Annotated in this window: 18 protein-coding genes; 6 read left to right on the top strand and 12 right to left on the bottom strand. The window is 68.7% G+C overall.

Going from position 1 to position 15378, the window contains the following annotated elements:
* Positions 1-112: 112 nt before the first annotated feature.
* From CHB86_RS01480 to CHB86_RS01460, 5 genes are all read right to left on the bottom strand, one after another.
* Positions 113-949, bottom strand: coding sequence for a trypsin-like serine peptidase (locus tag CHB86_RS01480; protein ID WP_089230772.1), 837 nt, complete (start codon positions 947-949; stop codon positions 113-115).
* A complete protein-coding gene (locus CHB86_RS01475; RefSeq protein ID WP_089230771.1) occupies positions 949-1779 on the bottom strand; it encodes a trypsin-like serine peptidase in 831 nt (276 codons plus the stop codon). Before CHB86_RS01475 ends, CHB86_RS01480 begins: the two co-directional genes overlap by 1 nt.
* A gap of 70 nt (positions 1780-1849) precedes the next feature.
* A complete protein-coding gene (gene glcF, locus CHB86_RS01470; protein WP_089230770.1) occupies positions 1850-3145 on the bottom strand; it encodes a glycolate oxidase subunit GlcF in 1296 nt (431 codons plus the stop codon).
* Between the two features lie 34 nt (positions 3146-3179).
* Positions 3180-4307 (bottom strand): FAD-binding protein, encoded by a 1128-nt coding sequence (locus CHB86_RS01465; RefSeq protein ID WP_089231568.1) that lies wholly within the window; start codon positions 4305-4307, stop codon positions 3180-3182.
* A gap of 88 nt (positions 4308-4395) precedes the next feature.
* Positions 4396-5829, bottom strand: a complete 1434-nt coding sequence (locus CHB86_RS01460) for an FAD-linked oxidase C-terminal domain-containing protein (protein ID WP_089230769.1) — start codon at positions 5827-5829, stop codon at positions 4396-4398.
* A gap of 86 nt (positions 5830-5915) precedes the next feature.
* Here CHB86_RS01460 and CHB86_RS01455 point away from each other — a divergent pair, with 86 nt between their 5' ends.
* From CHB86_RS01455 to CHB86_RS01440, 4 genes are read left to right on the top strand one after another with little or no spacing between them, the layout of a single operon-like run.
* Positions 5916-6653: a DUF599 domain-containing protein gene (locus CHB86_RS01455; protein WP_089230768.1), complete on the top strand. Its 738-nt coding sequence runs from the start codon at positions 5916-5918 to the stop codon at positions 6651-6653.
* 46 nt (positions 6654-6699) lie between these two features.
* The gene (locus tag CHB86_RS01450; RefSeq protein ID WP_089231567.1) at positions 6700-7074 is read left to right on the top strand and encodes a hypothetical protein; all 375 of its coding nucleotides are present in this window, start codon (positions 6700-6702) and stop codon (positions 7072-7074) included.
* A 48-nt stretch (positions 7075-7122) separates the two neighbouring features.
* Positions 7123-8505 carry a 30S ribosomal protein S12 methylthiotransferase RimO gene (gene rimO / locus CHB86_RS01445; RefSeq protein ID WP_089230767.1) on the top strand — a complete coding sequence of 461 codons (1383 nt, stop codon included), beginning with the start codon at positions 7123-7125 and terminating at the stop codon, positions 8503-8505.
* On the top strand, positions 8502-9368 hold the full coding sequence (locus CHB86_RS01440) for a sulfotransferase family 2 domain-containing protein (protein ID WP_089230766.1): 867 nt from the start codon (positions 8502-8504) through the stop codon (positions 9366-9368). The genes rimO and CHB86_RS01440 overlap by 4 nt, the downstream gene beginning before the upstream one ends.
* An 86-nt stretch (positions 9369-9454) precedes the next feature.
* Here CHB86_RS01440 and CHB86_RS01435 read toward each other — a convergent pair whose 3' ends face one another.
* The 4 genes from CHB86_RS01435 to CHB86_RS01420 form a co-directional block, all read right to left on the bottom strand.
* Complete coding sequence (locus CHB86_RS01435) at positions 9455-9745, bottom strand: hypothetical protein (RefSeq protein WP_089230765.1); 291 nt, start codon at positions 9743-9745, stop codon at positions 9455-9457.
* Positions 9746-9803: 58 nt separating this feature from the next.
* A complete protein-coding gene (locus CHB86_RS01430; protein WP_089230764.1) occupies positions 9804-10154 on the bottom strand; it encodes a YigZ family protein in 351 nt (116 codons plus the stop codon).
* A 73-nt stretch (positions 10155-10227) separates the two neighbouring features.
* Positions 10228-10491, bottom strand: a complete 264-nt coding sequence (locus CHB86_RS01425; protein WP_089230763.1) for a DUF6455 family protein — start codon at positions 10489-10491, stop codon at positions 10228-10230.
* A gap of 21 nt (positions 10492-10512) precedes the next feature.
* Positions 10513-10800 (bottom strand): DUF6455 family protein, encoded by a 288-nt coding sequence (locus CHB86_RS01420; RefSeq protein ID WP_089230762.1) that lies wholly within the window; start codon positions 10798-10800, stop codon positions 10513-10515.
* A 242-nt stretch (positions 10801-11042) separates the two neighbouring features.
* On the opposite strand from CHB86_RS01420, the gene CHB86_RS01410 reads away from it, so the two are divergent.
* Positions 11043-11282, top strand: coding sequence for a hypothetical protein (locus CHB86_RS01410; protein WP_089230760.1), 240 nt, complete (start codon positions 11043-11045; stop codon positions 11280-11282).
* Here the strand turns inward: CHB86_RS01410 and CHB86_RS01405 are convergent.
* Positions 11263-12018: a lipase family protein gene (locus tag CHB86_RS01405; protein ID WP_089231565.1), complete on the bottom strand. Its 756-nt coding sequence runs from the start codon at positions 12016-12018 to the stop codon at positions 11263-11265. The genes CHB86_RS01410 and CHB86_RS01405 overlap by 20 nt on opposite strands.
* An 84-nt stretch (positions 12019-12102) precedes the next feature.
* On the opposite strand from CHB86_RS01405, the gene CHB86_RS01400 reads away from it, so the two are divergent.
* Positions 12103-12558 carry an NUDIX domain-containing protein gene (locus CHB86_RS01400; RefSeq protein ID WP_089230759.1) on the top strand — a complete coding sequence of 152 codons (456 nt, stop codon included), beginning with the start codon at positions 12103-12105 and terminating at the stop codon, positions 12556-12558.
* Here the strand turns inward: CHB86_RS01400 and CHB86_RS01395 are convergent.
* Positions 12528-13421 carry a DMT family transporter gene (locus CHB86_RS01395; RefSeq protein ID WP_089230758.1) on the bottom strand — a complete coding sequence of 298 codons (894 nt, stop codon included), beginning with the start codon at positions 13419-13421 and terminating at the stop codon, positions 12528-12530. The two genes, CHB86_RS01400 and CHB86_RS01395, sit on opposite strands and share 31 nt — an antisense overlap.
* Positions 13422-13688: 267 nt before the next feature.
* Positions 13689-15338, bottom strand: a complete 1650-nt coding sequence (gene groL / locus CHB86_RS01390; protein WP_089230757.1) for a chaperonin GroEL — start codon at positions 15336-15338, stop codon at positions 13689-13691.
* Positions 15339-15378: the final 40 nt, after the last annotated feature.

The following is a 15378-nucleotide window of genomic DNA, read 5'->3' as shown; positions in this document are numbered from 1 at the left end:
TCTGTCGGACGGACGCCGATTGGAGTGCCCGGACCCGACTTCGGCATCCGGACGAGACAGATGTGTGCACCCTCCCGCAGCATTTCAAGACCTCGGTCCGCCGGGAATTATCTCACGGTTTCAGGAACCTGGCGCCGGTGTCGTGGTTGCGCTGGAGGGTCCCGCCGGTCGGTGCCGTGAGCCGGCGCGCCACGAAACCCGTCTCCGGCCAGACCCCGCGCCCCTCGCGCAGGGCCCGGCGCACTTCGGCCAGCGGCGCCGCGATCTCCGGACCGAAGACCCGGATCTCTCCGTTCTCCCGGGAGCCGCGCGAGACCAGCGACACGATCCGCGCGCGTCCCGAGGAGGTCTCGAAGACCGGGGCTCCCGACGAGCCGAAATTCGCGTCGCAGGTGAAGAGCAGCGCGCCCTGCCCGCGCCCCAGAACCGCGCAGGCGCGCTGCCAGCTCAGCGCCTCCTCCCGCCCTGTGGCAAAGGAGACGAGGCTCACGGTACCGCCCGCGCCGACCGTGGAGCCCGTCACGAAGGGCGCCGCGGTGGCGGCCGGGATCGGGCGTTCAAGCTCCAGCAGCGCCACGTCGGCAAGGAGCTGCCGCAGCCCGTCGCGATCCTGCGGATCGTATCCGGGATGCAGCACCGCGCGGGCCCCGGCCCGCACGGCAATGGCCTCGCCGTCGCGCAACCCGGCCCGAAAGGTCAGCTGCCGCGGATCGCGCCGCGCGCCGGTGGCCCCATCGACAAGGCAATGGGCCGCCGTCAGCACCAGATCGGTTTCGATCAGAACCCCGGTGCAGAAGCCGCTGCCGCCGAGGTCGAGCCGGCCGACCGCCTCCCAGCCGAGGCTGTCCTGCCGCAGGGTGAGGCGCTTCAGCCCGGTATCGGCCACCGCGACTCCGCCCGCGGCGGCCAGCGCGGCCGCCACCAGCAGGGTGCGGAGCCCGCCCCGCATCACGGTTTGACGAACTTCGCGCCGAGCCGCCCGTCATCGCGCCCCGTAGCCAGCGCATTTCCGCGGTTCATCACGTTGTCGGGCGACTCCTGCAGCGCCTCGCGCAATTCCTCGATGGAGGGGCGCAGCTCGCCGGCCAGCGCCACCGGTTCGCCCTTGGCCTCGGCCTTGGACGAGACCACCGAGACGATCTGCGGCTCGCCGTCGACATCGGCAAAGATCGGCGCGCCGGAGGAGCCGAAATCGACCGAGCAGGACAGCATCACCACCCCGCCGAACCGCTCCAGCACATGGCAGACCTGCTGCAGCGACGGCGCCTCGGAGCGATGCTCCGCGTAGGAGACGATGCCGACCTCCGCGCCCTTCTCCAGTTCGAAACTGGTGGCAAAAGGCTTGATGCGCGCGCTGCGGATCGGCCGGTCGAGCTGCACCAGCGCCAGATCCCGCGCCACCCGCGCCACGTTGCGCGGCTCGCCGAAATCGTAGTCCGGATGCACCGCCGTCCGCCGCACCCCGCGATAGGCCTCCGCCCGGCCGTTGCGCCAGCCGGCAAGGAACTCGATGCGCTCCTCGGGAATGCGCCGTCCGGTGTCGGCGTCGAACAGGCAATGCGCGGCGGTGAGCACGAGGTCGGGCGAAATCAGCGCCCCGGTGCAGAAGGTTCCCGGCCCCATGTCGAGCCGCCCCACGGCCTCCCATCCGCGAGTCGCATCCGCGGTGGAAAGCTCGGTCAGCCGACTCGCGCGCTGAAAGGCGTCCTGCGCCTGCAATGGCGCGGCAAGGGTCAGGAATGTCAGGGCAATGAGGCAAAACAGCGAACGCAAAACCATCTCTCCAGTAACCTGCGGCGACGCTACCCATCGGGTCTGGCGAGAATATGGCACGGTTCGCGTCCGCGTTTCAGCCCCCGATCTGTGCCAATGCCGGAGGCCGCGGCCCGCCGGTTGCCCAGTCGAGCAGCTCGACCGTATGCACCACCGGAATCCCGGTGCCCGACCCGATCTGCATCATGCAACCGATGTTCCCGGCCGCGATCACGTCCGGCGCCTTTGCCTCCAGCGTGCGGACCTTCCGCGCCTTGAGTTCCGCCGAGATCTCCGGTTGCAGCAGGTTGTAGGTGCCAGCCGAACCGCAGCAGAGATGCGAATCCGCGGGCTCCACCACCTCGAAGCCCGCCGCCTTCAGCAGCGTCTTGGGGTGGGTCTTGATCTGCTGGCCATGCTGCAGCGAACAGGCGGCGTGATAGGCAACCCGCAGCGGCGCCGGCGGTTCGGCCTCGACCCCAAGCTCCACCAGCAGCTCCGATACGTCGCGCGCCAGCGCGCTCACCCTTGCGGCCGGCTCCGCCATCGGATCGTTGCGGAACATGTGGCCGTAGTCCTTGACCGTCGTGCCGCAACCCGAGGTGTTGATGACGATCGCATCGAGCCCCTCCTGCTGGATCTCCGCCATCCAGGCGTCGATGTTCCTGGCGGCGGCGTCCATCGCCGCGTCGGCCTTGCCCATGTGATGGGTCACCGCCCCGCAGCAGCCCTGCCCGCGCGCCACCACGACCTCGCAGCCCAGCCGCGTCAGCAGCCGGATCGTGGCGTCGTTGATGTCGGTGTTGAGCGCCCGCTGCGCACAGCCCGTCATCAGCGCCACCCGCTTGCGCCGCTCGCCCTTCGCCGGGAAGACCTGCGGATCGTCGTTGCGGCTCACCGGCGGGATGCGCTTCGGCGCCATCGCCAGCATCGCCTTGAGCCGCGCATCCGGCATCAGGAAGGAGAACGGCCGCCCGATCTTGGCCCCCAGCAGCGCCAGCCGGAACCGCCCCGGATAGGGGATCACCCGCGCCAGCACCGCGCGCAGCATCCGGTCCATGAAGGGACGGCGATAGGTCTTTTCGACATGCTCCCGCGCGTGGTCGATCAGGTGCATGTAATGCACGCCCGAGGGGCAGGTGGTCATGCAGGCAAGGCAGCTCAGGCAGCGGTCGAGATGCTTGACCGTATGCGCATCCGCGGGCCGGTCGTTCTCCAGCATGTCCTTGATCAGGTAGATCCGCCCCCGCGGCGAGTCGAGCTCGTCGCCCAGCACCTGGTAGCTTGGGCAGGTCGCCGTGCAGAACCCGCAATGCACGCAGGTGCGCAGGATCTCGTTGGCCCGGGCAATGCCGGGATCGCTCAGTTGCTCGGCCGTGAAATTCGTCTGCATTCCGCCTGTCCTGTCCCGTCGCGCCCGCGCGCTGTCATCCCATCAAGCCGGGGTTGAGCACCCCGCGCGGATCGAACTTCGCGCGCAGCCCCGCCGCGAGCGCCGCCACCGGCGCGGGCTCCGGATGAAACACCGCCAACCGCGCGCGGGTGTCCTCCGACGCCCGTACCAGCGTGGCATGGCCGCCGATCCCGGCCAGTGCCGCCCGCGCGTCCGTTCCTTCCGGGGTCAGCGCCCAGACCAGCCCGCCGCCCCAGTCATAGATCACCTCGGCCCCGTCCAGCGCCTCGGCCACGGCCGGCCCATCCGAGGGCTTCACCGAGACGCGCCAGACGTCGCCGGGCTGCCCGGCAAAGGCTTCCACATCCCGGATGGCGCGCCACGCGGCCGCCACGCTTTCCGCGTCCCTGTCGATTTCGCCGTCCCCGAACGACCCCAGCAGGGTCTGCATCCGGCCCATCCGGTAGGCCACCGAGTCGGCGAACCCCTCCAGCCGCAGCATCGTCACCGGCCGCCCGTCCGCGCCCCTGGGCAGATGTGCGGCTCCCGATACCTCGCAGGGCGAGCCCAGTGCCGCCGACATCGCCGCTACCGCGCGCCGGTCGTCCAGACCGTGAAGCCGCAGGGTCCCGACAGCCTCCGCCGCCGGCAGCACCTTGAAGCTGACCTCGGTCAGCACGCCGAGCGTGCCGTAGCTTCCGGCAATCAGCTTCACGAGGTCATAGCCGGTCACGTTCTTCATCACCCGTCCGCCGTTGCGCAGCACCCGCCCGGCGCCGTCGACGAACCGCACTCCCAGCAGGCTGTCCCGGCAAGCGCCGACCTGAATGCGGCGCGGTCCCGAGACATTCGCCGCCACGACACCGCCGATGGTCGGCGTTCCCGTCGTCCCCAGCAGGCCCCGATGATCCATCGGCTCGAAGGCCAGCCGCTGCCCTTCCGCCGCCAGAGCGGCCTCGATCTCGGCCACCGGCGTTCCGGCCTGCGCCACCAGCGTCAGCGCGCCCGGCTCGTGAAGCGTGATCCCGGACATCTCCGCCACCGACAGGGTCTGCCCCGGCAGGGCCCGCCCGATCGGCCGCGTGCCGCCGCCACGCACCGTCAGCGGTGCGTCGGTCCCGGCAATTGCCTCTGCCAGTTCCTGTTCGCTTTTCGGGGTCATCATCCGCGCAGCACCTCGTGCGTCTTCTGTCCAGAAGTATCCTTGGGGGTGAATTTGCCGTCAGGCAAAGAGGGGGCAAACGGCGCCCTCACGCCGCGCGCCGCCCCTGCGACGCCTGCAGCGGAAAGACCTTGGCCGGGTTCAGCAGCCAGTGCGGGTCGAACACGTCCTTCACCGCCATCTGGATCTCCAGATCCTCCGCCCCGTACTGGTGCACCATCAGGTCCCGCTTCTCGATCCCCACGCCGTGCTCGCCGGTCAGGCAGCCGCCCACCTCGACACAGAGCTTCAGGATCTCCGCCCCGAAACGCTCGCACAGCTCGAGGTCGCCGGGCTTGTTGGCATCGTAGAGGATCAGCGGGTGCATGTTGCCGTCGCCGGCATGGAACACGTTGCCCACGTCCAGCCCGAATTCGCGGCTCATCTCCCCGATCCGGCGCAGCACCATCGGCAGCGCGCTGACCGGGATCGTGCCATCGAGGCACATGTAGTCGTTGATCTGCCCCATCGCGCCAAAGGCCGATTTCCGCCCCAGCCAGATCCGCGCGGATTCCTCCTCCGAGCCGCTCTCGCGCAGTTCCACCGGGTCGTGCTTGCGCGCGATCTGCGAGATCATCCCGAGCTGCGCGTCGATCTCGGCCTCCGATCCCTCGACCTCGACGATGAGCAGCGCCTCGCAATCCGGGTAGCCCGCATGGGCGAAGGCCTCGGTGGCGCGGATGCAGGGCCGGTCCATGAACTCGATCGCCACCGGCAGCACCCCGGCCTTGATGATGTCCGAGACGCAATGGCCGGCCACCTCGTTGCTGTCGAACCCGATCAGCACCGGCCTTGCGCCCTCCGGCTTGCGCAGGATCCGCAGCGTGGCCTCGGTCACGACGCCAAGCTGCCCCTCCGAGCCGCAGACCAGCCCGAGCAGGTCGTAGCCCGCCGCGTCGAGATGCGCCCCGCCCAGTTCGACCACCGTGCCGTCCATCAGCACCATCGTCACGCCGAGCAGGTTGTTGGTGGTGACTCCGTATTTCAGGCAATGCGCCCCGCCCGAGTTCATCGCGACGTTGCCGGCGATGGCGCAGGCAAGCTGGCTCGACGGATCGGGCGCATAGAAGAAGCCCTCCTCCTCGACCGCGCCCGACACGCTCAGGTTGGTGCGGCCGGTCTGCACCCGGATGAACCGGTTGGCATAGTCGGTCTCGAGCACCTCGGTCATCCGCGCCACGCCGAGAATCACGCAATCGGCGGTGGGCAGCGCCCCGCCGGCGAGCGAGGTGCCCGCGCCGCGCGGCACAACGGGCACGCCCTCCTCGTGACAGATCCGCAGCACCGCCGCGACTTCCTCGGTCGAGGCGGGGAGTACCGCGGCCAGCGGCGGGCAGCGATAGGCTGTCAGCGCGTCGCACTCGTAGGCGCGGGTCTCGGCGGGGTCGTGAATGACGGCATCCTGCGGCAGGACCGCCTGCAGGCGGCGCACCACGGCATCCTTTCTGGAAAGGATCTTCTGATCCGGCGCAGGCATTTCCATGGCGCGTCCTCCCTTGCGCAATTGGTCAGTTTTTATAACCAATTTTGCCGTATTGCAAGCACCCATCAGAACGCTAGGGTCCGCCTATGGTGCTCCAAGAAACCCTCAGCCTCTTTTCCTGGCTCGATGCTGCGGCGCTGGCGCTGCTCTTCGTCGCCTGGTTCGGCATCGGTTGGCGGATCGAGCATCCGATGCATGATCGGGAATCGATCTCCAACATGATGGGCACCTACCGCCAGGACTGGATGCGCGAGATGGTGACGCGCCAGCCGCGGATCTTCGACAGCGCGATCCTCGACTCGCTGCGGCAGGGCACGATCTTCTTTGCCTCCTCCTCGATGATCGCCATCGGCGGCGGGCTGGCACTGATCGGCAATCCCGAGCCGTTGCGCGACGTCGCCACCGACCTGACCCTCGGCCAGGCGCCGGAACTGGTCTGGGAGATCAAGATCCTCCTGATCCTGTTCTTCCTCACCAGCGCCTTCCTCAAATTCGTCTGGTCGCACCGGCAGTTCGGCTATTGCGCGGTGCTGATGGCCTCGGTTCCCAACGACCCCGAAGACCCGCGCACCTACCCGCGCGCCCAGAAGGCGGCCGAGATCAACATCCTCGCCTCCCGCAGCTTCAATCGCGGCATGCGCTCCATCTACTTCTCGCTGAGCGCGGTCGGCTGGCTGGCCGGCCCGCTTGGCCTGATCATCGGCACGCTCGCCGTGCTGTTCGTAATCTGGCGGCGCGAGTTCGCCTCGCACAGCCGGGACGTGATCCGCCGCGATGATCTCGACCCCGCATCGCCCGAGCCGCGGGCAAAGCTCACGGAGTGACGTGATCGTGACCCGCCGCACGCTCTCGACATGGCAGGATGACCCCATGATTTCCATCATCTCCCTCTCCCGCGCCGCCGTGCTCTGCCTCGGCCTTGCCGCCGGCCCCGCCCTGGCCGACCCGGCCGTGATCGAAGCCGTCGAGGCCCGCCGCTCCGGCCCCGCCTGGACCTTTTCGGTCACCCTCAGCCACGCCGATACCGGCTGGGAGGACTATGCCGACGGCTGGCGGGTTCGTGCCCCGGACGGGCGCATCCTCGGCACCCGCGTCCTGGTCCACCCGCATGTGGAGGAGCAGCCCTTCACCCGCAGCCTGTCCAACGTCATGATCCCCGACGGCATCACCGAGGTCGCGATCGAGGCCAGCACCCTCACCGGAGGCTGGGAAGGCACGCTGTTTCCGGTGAGTCTCGCCGACTGAGCGACTGGCCCCTTCCCCGGACGGCACGCCACGGCTATATGCGCCAGCATGTCCAGCAACCCGCCCAACCTCCGCCCCGACCTGGCACGCGCCCAGGTGACCCAAACCGCCCGTCCCGGCCAGCCGACCATCGGCATGGTCTCGCTCGGCTGCCCGAAGGCGCTGGTCGACAGCGAGCGCATCCTGACGCGCCTGCGCGCCGAGGGCTACGGCATCTCGCCCGACTACGCGGGCGCCGACGCGGTGATCGTGAACACCTGCGGCTTCCTCGACAGCGCCAAGGCCGAGAGCCTCGAGGCGATCGGCGAGGCGCTGAAGGAAAACGGCAAGGTGCTGGTGACCGGCTGCCTCGGCGCGGAGCCCGAATACATCACCGGCGTGCATCCCAAGGTGCTCGCGGTGACCGGCCCGCATCAGTACGAACAGGTGCTGGACGCGGTGCATGCCGCCGTGCCGCCCGACCCGCACCCCTTCATGAACCTGATGCCCGCGAGCGGGGTGAAGCTCACGCCACGCCATTACAGCTACCTCAAGATCTCCGAGGGCTGTAACCACAAGTGCAAGTTCTGCATCATCCCCGACATGCGCGGCCGCCTTGCCAGCCGCCCCGCCCACGCGGTGCTGCGCGAAGCCGAGAAGCTGGTGGAGAACGGGGTCAAGGAGCTGCTGGTCATCAGCCAGGACACCTCCGCCTACGGCGTCGACCGCAAGCACGACAGCCATCCCTGGAAGGGCCGCGAAGTGCGCAGCCACATCACCGACCTCGCCCGCGAGCTGGGGCAGTTCGGCGCCTGGGTGCGTCTGCACTACGTCTACCCCTACCCCCATGTCCGTGACCTGATCCCGCTGATGGCCGACGGCCTCGTGCTGCCCTACCTGGACATCCCGTTCCAGCACGCCCACCCCGACACGCTGAAGCGCATGGCCCGGCCCGCCGCTGCGGCCAGGACGCTGGACGAGATCGCCGCCTGGCGCGCGATCTGCCCGGAGCTGACGCTGCGCTCCACCTTCATCGTGGGCTACCCGGGCGAGACGGAGGCCGAATTCGAGACCCTACTCGACTGGCTCGACGAGGCGCAGCTCGATCGCGTCGGCTGTTTCCAGTACGAGAATGTCGACGGCGCGCGCTCCAACGACCTGCCCGACCACGTTCCGGACGAGGTCAAGCAGGAGCGGTGGGAGCGCTTCATGGAGAAGTCGCAGGCGATCTCGGAGGCCAAGCTCGCCGCCAAGGTCGGCCAGCGCATGGAGGTGATCGTCGACCTCGTGGAGGACGACGCCGCCACCTGCCGCACCAGGGCCGATGCGCCCGAGATCGACGGCAACCTCTTCATCGACGAAGACCATGCAGCGCTGTCTCCGGGCGACATCGTCACCGTCGAGGTCGACGAGGCCAGCGAATACGACCTCTGGGGGCGTCTGGTCCGATGATCGACACGCCGGACCGGGGACCGAAACAGGTGACGGCCGCGGAGATCGATCCGCTCCCGCTGATCGACCCGGAACGGAAGCTTGTCCTGATCACCAACGCGAAATGCGGCGGCACCAGCCTGAAGGACGGGTTCTTCAAGATGCTCGACCTGCCGGTCTCGCCGCTCAAGGCGCTCTCCCTCGCGCGGCGGCTCTCGCCGGGGTTCGCATGGGATTTCCACATCGGGACAGGCGCGCGGCGCTACCGATCGCTCGCAGCCGGCCAGGCCGTCGGCGAGTTCACCGGCTTCTACGTGCGCCGGATCTCCCGCCCCTTGCTCGACGCCGCGCGAGGACCGGACTGGCGCAAGATCGCGGTGGTCCGCGATCCCTTCGCCCGGTCGGTCTCGGCCTTCCTGGAGAAGTTCTGCACCGACAACCGCAACCGCCCCTGGGTGGCGGAGGTGACCGCGGCCGCCGGACACGACGGCACGATCACGTATCGCCAGTTCGTCCACTACCTCGCAACCACGGACAACAGCACGGTCAATCGTCACTGGCGCCGGCAGACCTATGTCATCGACTTCTTCGGCGAGGTGGAAATGGTCCGGCTGGAGCACCTGGCTGAGGACATCGCGGCGCTCGATCCCCCACTTCCCGCCGCCCTGCAGGAGCCGCCGGCGCGGAACGTCAGCCCCTATGCGGCTGGCGCGCCTTGGGTCGAGAGCGGAACGGCGGCCGCGGACATCGACAACGTGACGCTGCTGGAGCTACGCGCCAGGCGCGAGCCCACGCCGCGCCCGGAGGATTTTCTCGCGCCCGAGCTCCGGGACAGCCTGCAACGCGTCTACGCGCGCGACTTCGAGCGCCTGCCCTACGAATAAGCCCGCGGCGGCCGTGTTCTACTGACGTCAGGGACACCCCCGCCGGCGCGTGCCGCTGGAGCAACTGCGCGACGAGGACCGGTTCCCTAGCGGACCGGCACCGAATAGAGGACGTAGCCCCCCACCCGGTCGACCTCGACGCCGCCGGTATCGATGGCGAAGACGCCCAGGTTCTCCATGTCTTCCGGACAGGCAACCAGGTCGGCAGCGTCATCGAGGAACTGGTTGGTGTAGGCGCTCTCGCCGACACGGCGGCATTGATCGCCGTCAGCGCGATATCCATCGCCGAAGAGCGGCAGCTCGACCGTGGCCGGCTCGGTTTCGGATGTGCAGGCAAGAAGAAGCGGGCTCAGGGCGATCAGCAGAATCGGTCGCATGGGGTCCTCCGGGTGGCTGATGATGCCAGCCTAGCACGGAAAGCGCCGCTGTCTGCGCTCAGCCCCGATGTTCCAGGTAGTAGCGCACCGCGTCCTGCACCCGCCGGAACCTGTCCCCGCCCAGCTTCACGCCGCCATACCAGCGCGTCACCACCACGATATGACCGTGCAGCCCCTCGCGTTCGAGCATCCGCAGGATCACCATCCCCGCGCCGCTCTCGCCGTCGTCGTTCTTGAGCGGCCCGCTGTCGAGCAGCACGCCCCAGCTGTTGTGGGTGGCCTTCGCGAACTTGCGGTTGCGGCAGAGCTCCAAGACAAATGCCTGCGCCTCCTCCCGGCTCGCCACCGGCCCGCCGGACACCGCGTATTTCGACCCGCGGTCGCTCAGAATACCCTCGAAGACCTCCAAACCGGCACTCCCGACTGACAGGCCGGCACCCCAACACATCCGGGCAGCAGGCACCACCCCTCGCCGGACCGGATCAATGCGGGCGCAGCGCCTCGAGGTTCCGGGCGTTGCGGCAGAAGGCCGGCGGCTTGGCCATGGCCGGGGCGCCGCGCTGGCAGCCCAGCCAGATCTGGCAGTTCTCCACCTTGTCGCAGCCGCGGCAGGCGTGCACGAGCTCCATGTAGTCATCGACGCTGAGGCGCCCCTCGTCCATCGCGGCGCTGAAGTTGAGCCCGATGCACCGCCCGACGCTGCGGGTGAGCCAGAAGTGAAGGTCGGTGTCGCCTGGAATGCTCATCTCGGCCTCCTCTGGCTGGTGTCACTCGGCGCCGTCGCGGCGTGCATCCTCGTCCTGCGCCGCCTTGAGCGTGGCGAACAGGCGCGCGTTCACGCAGGCCTGCGGCGCCTCGTCGACGGTCGCATGTTCGCGCAACCAGCTCGGGCAATCCTCGCCCCAGTCGCAGCCACGGCACTTCTGAACCGTGCTCGCCCATTTCTCCTGGCTGAAGTGCCCGGCCTCGATGGCCGCCTGCAGGTCCACGCCCGCGGCCTTGGCCATGCCAAGCGCCATCCAGTAGTGATCGCGTTCCGGGCCGAGAGGTTTCATGGCAGTGATCCTGTTCTGTTGTCCTGCCGTCAGGTTGCACGCCACCGACGCCCGGACCTTGACTCAGGTCAATCCGCAGCGCTGGCGCCTTGGCTGCAGGGCAGCCTTTCCCCAAGTGCAGCACTTGCGCTGCATTTTTGTGCAGTTGGCGAACGAGCACCCGTCGAGGGCCCTTGCAATTCCGAGATCCCACCGCGAGGGTTTCGGCTGACAGCGTCTTCGGCAGGAGCTAGGGTCGGCCCATGTTTACCATCGAGCATGACTTCGACGCGACCGTGATCACCCTCGTTGACGAGGGCCCGACCCCGCACAGCGAGGACATCACCATCAATGCCTTCGAGGATTGCGTGACCGTCGAGCAGCTCGACGCCCGCACCGACCAGGTCCAGAAGATCACCCTGTCGATCCAGCAGCTGATGGACCTGACGGCCGCGCTCGACCTGCCGGAGGGGATCTACCGGATCAGTCCCCGGAAGGGCTAGCGCCGCTCCAGCCGCCCGCGATCGCCTGCGCGAGCGCATCCGACCAGCGCATCTCGTGATCGAAGCCACCGGTCTCCAGGAACGTCAGCGTCTGCGCGATGACCATTGGGTTGTTCATCATGAAGGTGTGCGAGGCCGTCACCACGAGGTGGTCCGCCATTCCCGGCAGCGCCGTCGCCTCGACCGAGACCTTGCCGTCGTCGGTGCCCGGGATGATCGAGGAATAGATCGGGTTGAGCGAGGCGGTGCCGGCGATCACGCCCGCCTCGAATCCCACGGGCCCGAGCGCGCGCGGCACGCTCTCCGTCCCGGTGCCGAGCTGCGCCCCGGCGGGGCCGTTCACCCAGTCGAACGGAGCGAGCCCCGCCAGCGCGTCGACCAGTTCGCTGCCCGCGTTCGGCGGCCCGAGCATCACCGCGCGCCCGATCCGCCCGGGATCGCCGGTCTCGCTCCAGGCCCGCAGCAGGATGCCGCCCATCGAATGGGTCACGAAATCGACCGGCCCCTCCTCGGGGCAGAGCGCCAGCGCGGCGTCCACCTCGGGCAGCAGCGCCTCGATCCGGGCCTCGGTCGAAGGGTAGCCCCGGTTGATCACCCGGTATCCGGCCTGTTCCAGCGCCAGTCCCATCAGCATCATCGAGGCCTCGCCCCGCGCCAGCCCGTGCAACAGCACCGCGCAGCGCGCCTCGGCGGCGCCCGTGCCCGCGACCAGGGCCAGAAGTGTCAGCAATGCCATGCGCATGGCCGACAGATAGGCATTTCCGGCGCGACTTGCGAGGCGCCTGTTGCGCCGCGCCGCATCGCGGGTCAGGAATGTCCCATGACACTCCGTTCCGGCAACTCCCCGCGCCTCGCCGTCCGCGCCGTCCTGCTGCACCAGGACCGCCTGCTGCTGGTCAACGCCTGGCCCGGCGGGGTCAGCGACCTGTGGTGCGCACCGGGCGGAGGGGTCGAGATCGGGCAATCGCTGCCCGACAACCTGGCCCGCGAGGTCCACGAGGAAACCGGCCTCGCGATCGAGGTCGGCGCGCCCTGCCTCGTCAACGAGTTCCACGAGCCATCCCGCAGCTTTCACCAGGTGGAGATCTTCTTCCGCTGTCAGCTCACCGGTGGCGCGCTCGACGACGGCTGGCAGGATCCGGAGGGCGTCGTCACCCGCCGCCGCTGGGTCGCCCGCGACGAGATCGGTGGCTTGCGCCTCAAGCCGGGCAAGCTGGCCGAGATCGCCTGGGGCGGCGGGCCGGCCTACGATCCGCTCGAACGGCTGGTGCGCTGAGCCGCGCGCCGCGGCACCAGCACGCCGACGGCGATCCCGCCCAGCACCAGCGTTGCCGCCAGAACGAAGCGCAGCGTCAGCGTCTCGCCGAGAAAGAGCATGCCGCCCGCCATCGCGATCACCGGCACCGAGAGCTGCGCCAGCGCCGCCACCGTGGGGGCGAGGCGCGGCAACAGCATGTACCACAGCGCGTAGCCCAGCCCCGAGGTGACCACGCCCGAAACCACGGCCAGCCCGACGCCGGCCGCGGTCAGCTCCGCCGCCGGATCGCCCCCCGCTTCGAAGAGAGGGGCCGCCAGCATCAACGCCAGCGCAATCGGTGTGGCCAGCGCAAAGTTCGCCGCCGTCGCGGGCAGCGGCGCGCCGGCCTTTGCCCCCGCCAGCGAATAGATCCCCCAGCCGAGCGCCGCCGCCAGCATCAGCGCCGCGTGCACCGTGGACGGAGCCGCACCGCCCGAGGGCCAGAGCAGCCAGCACAGTCCGCCAAAGGCGAGCGCCGCGCCCAGCCACTGCGCCGGGGGGATCGTCTTGCCCGCCAGTATGGCGCCGCCGAACATCGTCACCTGCACGCCGCCGAACAGGATCAGCGCGCCGACGCCGGCCTCGATCCCGACATAGGCCACCGAGAAGCCGGTCATGTAGAGCGTGAGCGACGCCACCCCGATCCAGCGCCCCGGGGAGCGCAACGGCACCGTCTTGCGCTGGAGCATCACCAGCGCGCAGAGCACCGCCGCCCCGGAGGCCAGCCGCAGCGCCGCGAATGGCAAGGCTCCGATCAGCCCGTCGGCCAGCGCCAGGCGGTTCAGGATCGAATTGGCCGCGAAGGCCACCATGGTCAGGACGACGAGAAGAAACAGCTGCATCGGGCCTGCCTACCCCGATCCGAGCCGGCCGTCAGCGGAAATTGCGAGGCATCAACCACGCGTGACAGGCCCGAGGGCGCGCACCGCCGTCGCTACAGGCGCCCCCGCAGCGCGCCTGCGCGCTGCCCGGCCCAAGCGGGGAGGCGGCATCTTCGATGCCGGCGCCACGCGCGGGAGCCCCCCCCCCCCCCCGCGCCCCGGACCCGCGCAAAAAGAAAGGGGCCGCGCGAGGCGACCCCTTCCCGATGTCTGCAGGCAGACGGCTGATTACATCATGCCGCCCATGCCGCCCATGCCGCCCATGTCGGGCATGCCGCCGCCGGCCGCGCCTTTCGGCTCCGGCTTGTCGGCAACCATGGCCTCGGTGGTGATCAGCAGCGAGGCAACCGAAGCAGCGTCTTCCAGCGCGGTGCGGACGACCTTGGCCGGGTCGATCACGCCGAACTTGAACATGTCGCCATACTCTTCGGTCTGGGCGTTGAAGCCGAACTTGGCGTCGTCGCTCTCGCGGATCTTGCCAGCCACGACCGAACCGTCGACGCCGGCGTTCTCGGCGATCTGACGGAGCGGGGCTTCCAGCGCCTTGCGGACGATGGCGATACCGGCGTTCTGATCGGAGTTCGCACCTTCGAGGCCAGCCAGCGACTTGGCGCCGTGCAGCAGGGCGACACCGCCACCGACGACGACACCTTCCTGAACCGCAGCGCGGGTCGCGTTCAGCGCGTCGTCGACACGGTCCTTGCGCTCCTTCACTTCCACTTCGGTCATGCCACCGACGCGGATGACGGCAACGCCGCCGGCCAGCTTGGCAACACGCTCCTGGAGCTTCTCTCGGTCGTAGTCCGAGGTGGTTTCCTCGATCTGCTGACGGATCTGGGCGACGCGGGCCTCGATCTCGGCCTTCTCGCCATGACCGTCGACGATCGTGGTCTCGTCCTTGGTGATGGTGACCTTCTTGGCGGAGCCGAGCATGTCGATGGTGACGTTCTCGAGCTTCATGCCGAGGTCTTCCGAGATCACCTGGCCGCCGGTCAGGATCGCGATGTCCTGCAGCATGGCCTTGCGGCGGTCGCCGAAGCCCGGAGCCTTGACGGCGGCGATCTTCAGGCCGCCGCGCAGCTTGTTGACCACCAGCGTGGCCAGCGCTTCGCCTTCCACGTCCTCGGCGATGATGAGGAGCGGCTTGGACGACTGGATGACCGACTCGAGCAGCGGAACCATCGGCTGCAGCGAGGAGAGCTTCTTCTCGTGCAGCAGGATCATGCAGTCTTCGAGATCTGCGATCATCTTGTCGGGGTTGGTGACGAAGTAGGGGCTCAGGTAGCCGCGGTCGAACTGCATGCCTTCGACGACCTCGGTCTCGGTCTCCAGGCCCTTGTTCTCCTCGACGGTGATGACACCCTCGTTGCCGACCTTCTGCATCGCGTCGGCGATCTGACGGCCGATCTCGGCCTCGCCGTTGGCGGAGATGGTGCCGACCTGGGCGACTTCGTCGCTGTCGGTCACGTCACGGGCGGAGGTCTTGATCGACTCGATGACCTTGGAAACGGCGAGGTCGATGCCGCGCTTGAGGTCCATCGGGTTCATGCCGGCGGCAACCGACTTGAGGCCTTCGCGGATGATCGCCTGGGCGAGAACGGTGGCGGTGGTGGTGCCGTCGCCGGCCTCGTCGTTGGTGCGGGAAGCGACTTCCTTCACCATCTGGGCGCCCATGTTCTCGAACTTGTCTTCCAGTTCGATTTCCTTGGCGACCGAGACACCGTCCTTGGTGATGCGCGGGGCACCGAAGGACTTCTCGATGACCACGTTGCGGCCTTTCGGGCCGAGGGTCACCTTGACCGCGTCGGCCAGGATGTTGACGCCCTTGAGCATCTTGTTGCGGGCATCGGAATTGAACTTGACGTCCTTAGCAGCCATGTCTTGCTACTCCTGAATTTGTGTGTGTCGTGAACGGGAA

Source organism: Tropicimonas sediminicola (assembly GCF_900188335.1).
Lineage (GTDB): Bacteria > Pseudomonadota > Alphaproteobacteria > Rhodobacterales > Rhodobacteraceae > Tropicimonas > Tropicimonas sediminicola.
This window is presented reverse-complemented; position numbering and strand designations above follow the sequence as displayed.

What these genes read in the sequence shown, in the direction of transcription:
- CHB86_RS01480 (WP_089230772.1), bottom strand. Translation starts at nt 949, where the DNA reads ATGCGGGGCGGGCTCCGCACCCTGCTGGTGGCGGCCGCGCTGGCCGCC.
- CHB86_RS01475 (WP_089230771.1), bottom strand. Translation starts at nt 1,779, where the DNA reads ATGGTTTTGCGTTCGCTGTTTTGCCTCATTGCCCTGACATTCCTGACC.
- glcF (WP_089230770.1), bottom strand. Translation starts at nt 3,145, where the DNA reads ATGCAGACGAATTTCACGGCCGAGCAACTGAGCGATCCCGGCATTGCC.
- CHB86_RS01465 (WP_089231568.1), bottom strand. Translation starts at nt 4,307, where the DNA reads ATGACCCCGAAAAGCGAACAGGAACTGGCAGAGGCAATTGCCGGGACC.
- CHB86_RS01460 (WP_089230769.1), bottom strand. Translation starts at nt 5,829, where the DNA reads ATGGAAATGCCTGCGCCGGATCAGAAGATCCTTTCCAGAAAGGATGCC.
- CHB86_RS01455 (WP_089230768.1), top strand. Translation starts at nt 5,916, where the DNA reads ATGGTGCTCCAAGAAACCCTCAGCCTCTTTTCCTGGCTCGATGCTGCG.
- CHB86_RS01450 (WP_089231567.1), top strand. Translation starts at nt 6,700, where the DNA reads ATGATTTCCATCATCTCCCTCTCCCGCGCCGCCGTGCTCTGCCTCGGC.
- rimO (WP_089230767.1), top strand. Translation starts at nt 7,123, where the DNA reads ATGTCCAGCAACCCGCCCAACCTCCGCCCCGACCTGGCACGCGCCCAG.
- CHB86_RS01440 (WP_089230766.1), top strand. Translation starts at nt 8,502, where the DNA reads ATGATCGACACGCCGGACCGGGGACCGAAACAGGTGACGGCCGCGGAG.
- CHB86_RS01435 (WP_089230765.1), bottom strand. Translation starts at nt 9,745, where the DNA reads ATGCGACCGATTCTGCTGATCGCCCTGAGCCCGCTTCTTCTTGCCTGC.
- CHB86_RS01425 (WP_089230763.1), bottom strand. Translation starts at nt 10,491, where the DNA reads ATGAGCATTCCAGGCGACACCGACCTTCACTTCTGGCTCACCCGCAGC.
- CHB86_RS01420 (WP_089230762.1), bottom strand. Translation starts at nt 10,800, where the DNA reads ATGAAACCTCTCGGCCCGGAACGCGATCACTACTGGATGGCGCTTGGC.
- CHB86_RS01410 (WP_089230760.1), top strand. Translation starts at nt 11,043, where the DNA reads ATGTTTACCATCGAGCATGACTTCGACGCGACCGTGATCACCCTCGTT.
- CHB86_RS01405 (WP_089231565.1), bottom strand. Translation starts at nt 12,018, where the DNA reads ATGGCATTGCTGACACTTCTGGCCCTGGTCGCGGGCACGGGCGCCGCC.
- CHB86_RS01400 (WP_089230759.1), top strand. Translation starts at nt 12,103, where the DNA reads ATGACACTCCGTTCCGGCAACTCCCCGCGCCTCGCCGTCCGCGCCGTC.
- CHB86_RS01395 (WP_089230758.1), bottom strand. Translation starts at nt 13,421, where the DNA reads ATGCAGCTGTTTCTTCTCGTCGTCCTGACCATGGTGGCCTTCGCGGCC.
- groL (WP_089230757.1), bottom strand. Translation starts at nt 15,338, where the DNA reads ATGGCTGCTAAGGACGTCAAGTTCAATTCCGATGCCCGCAACAAGATG.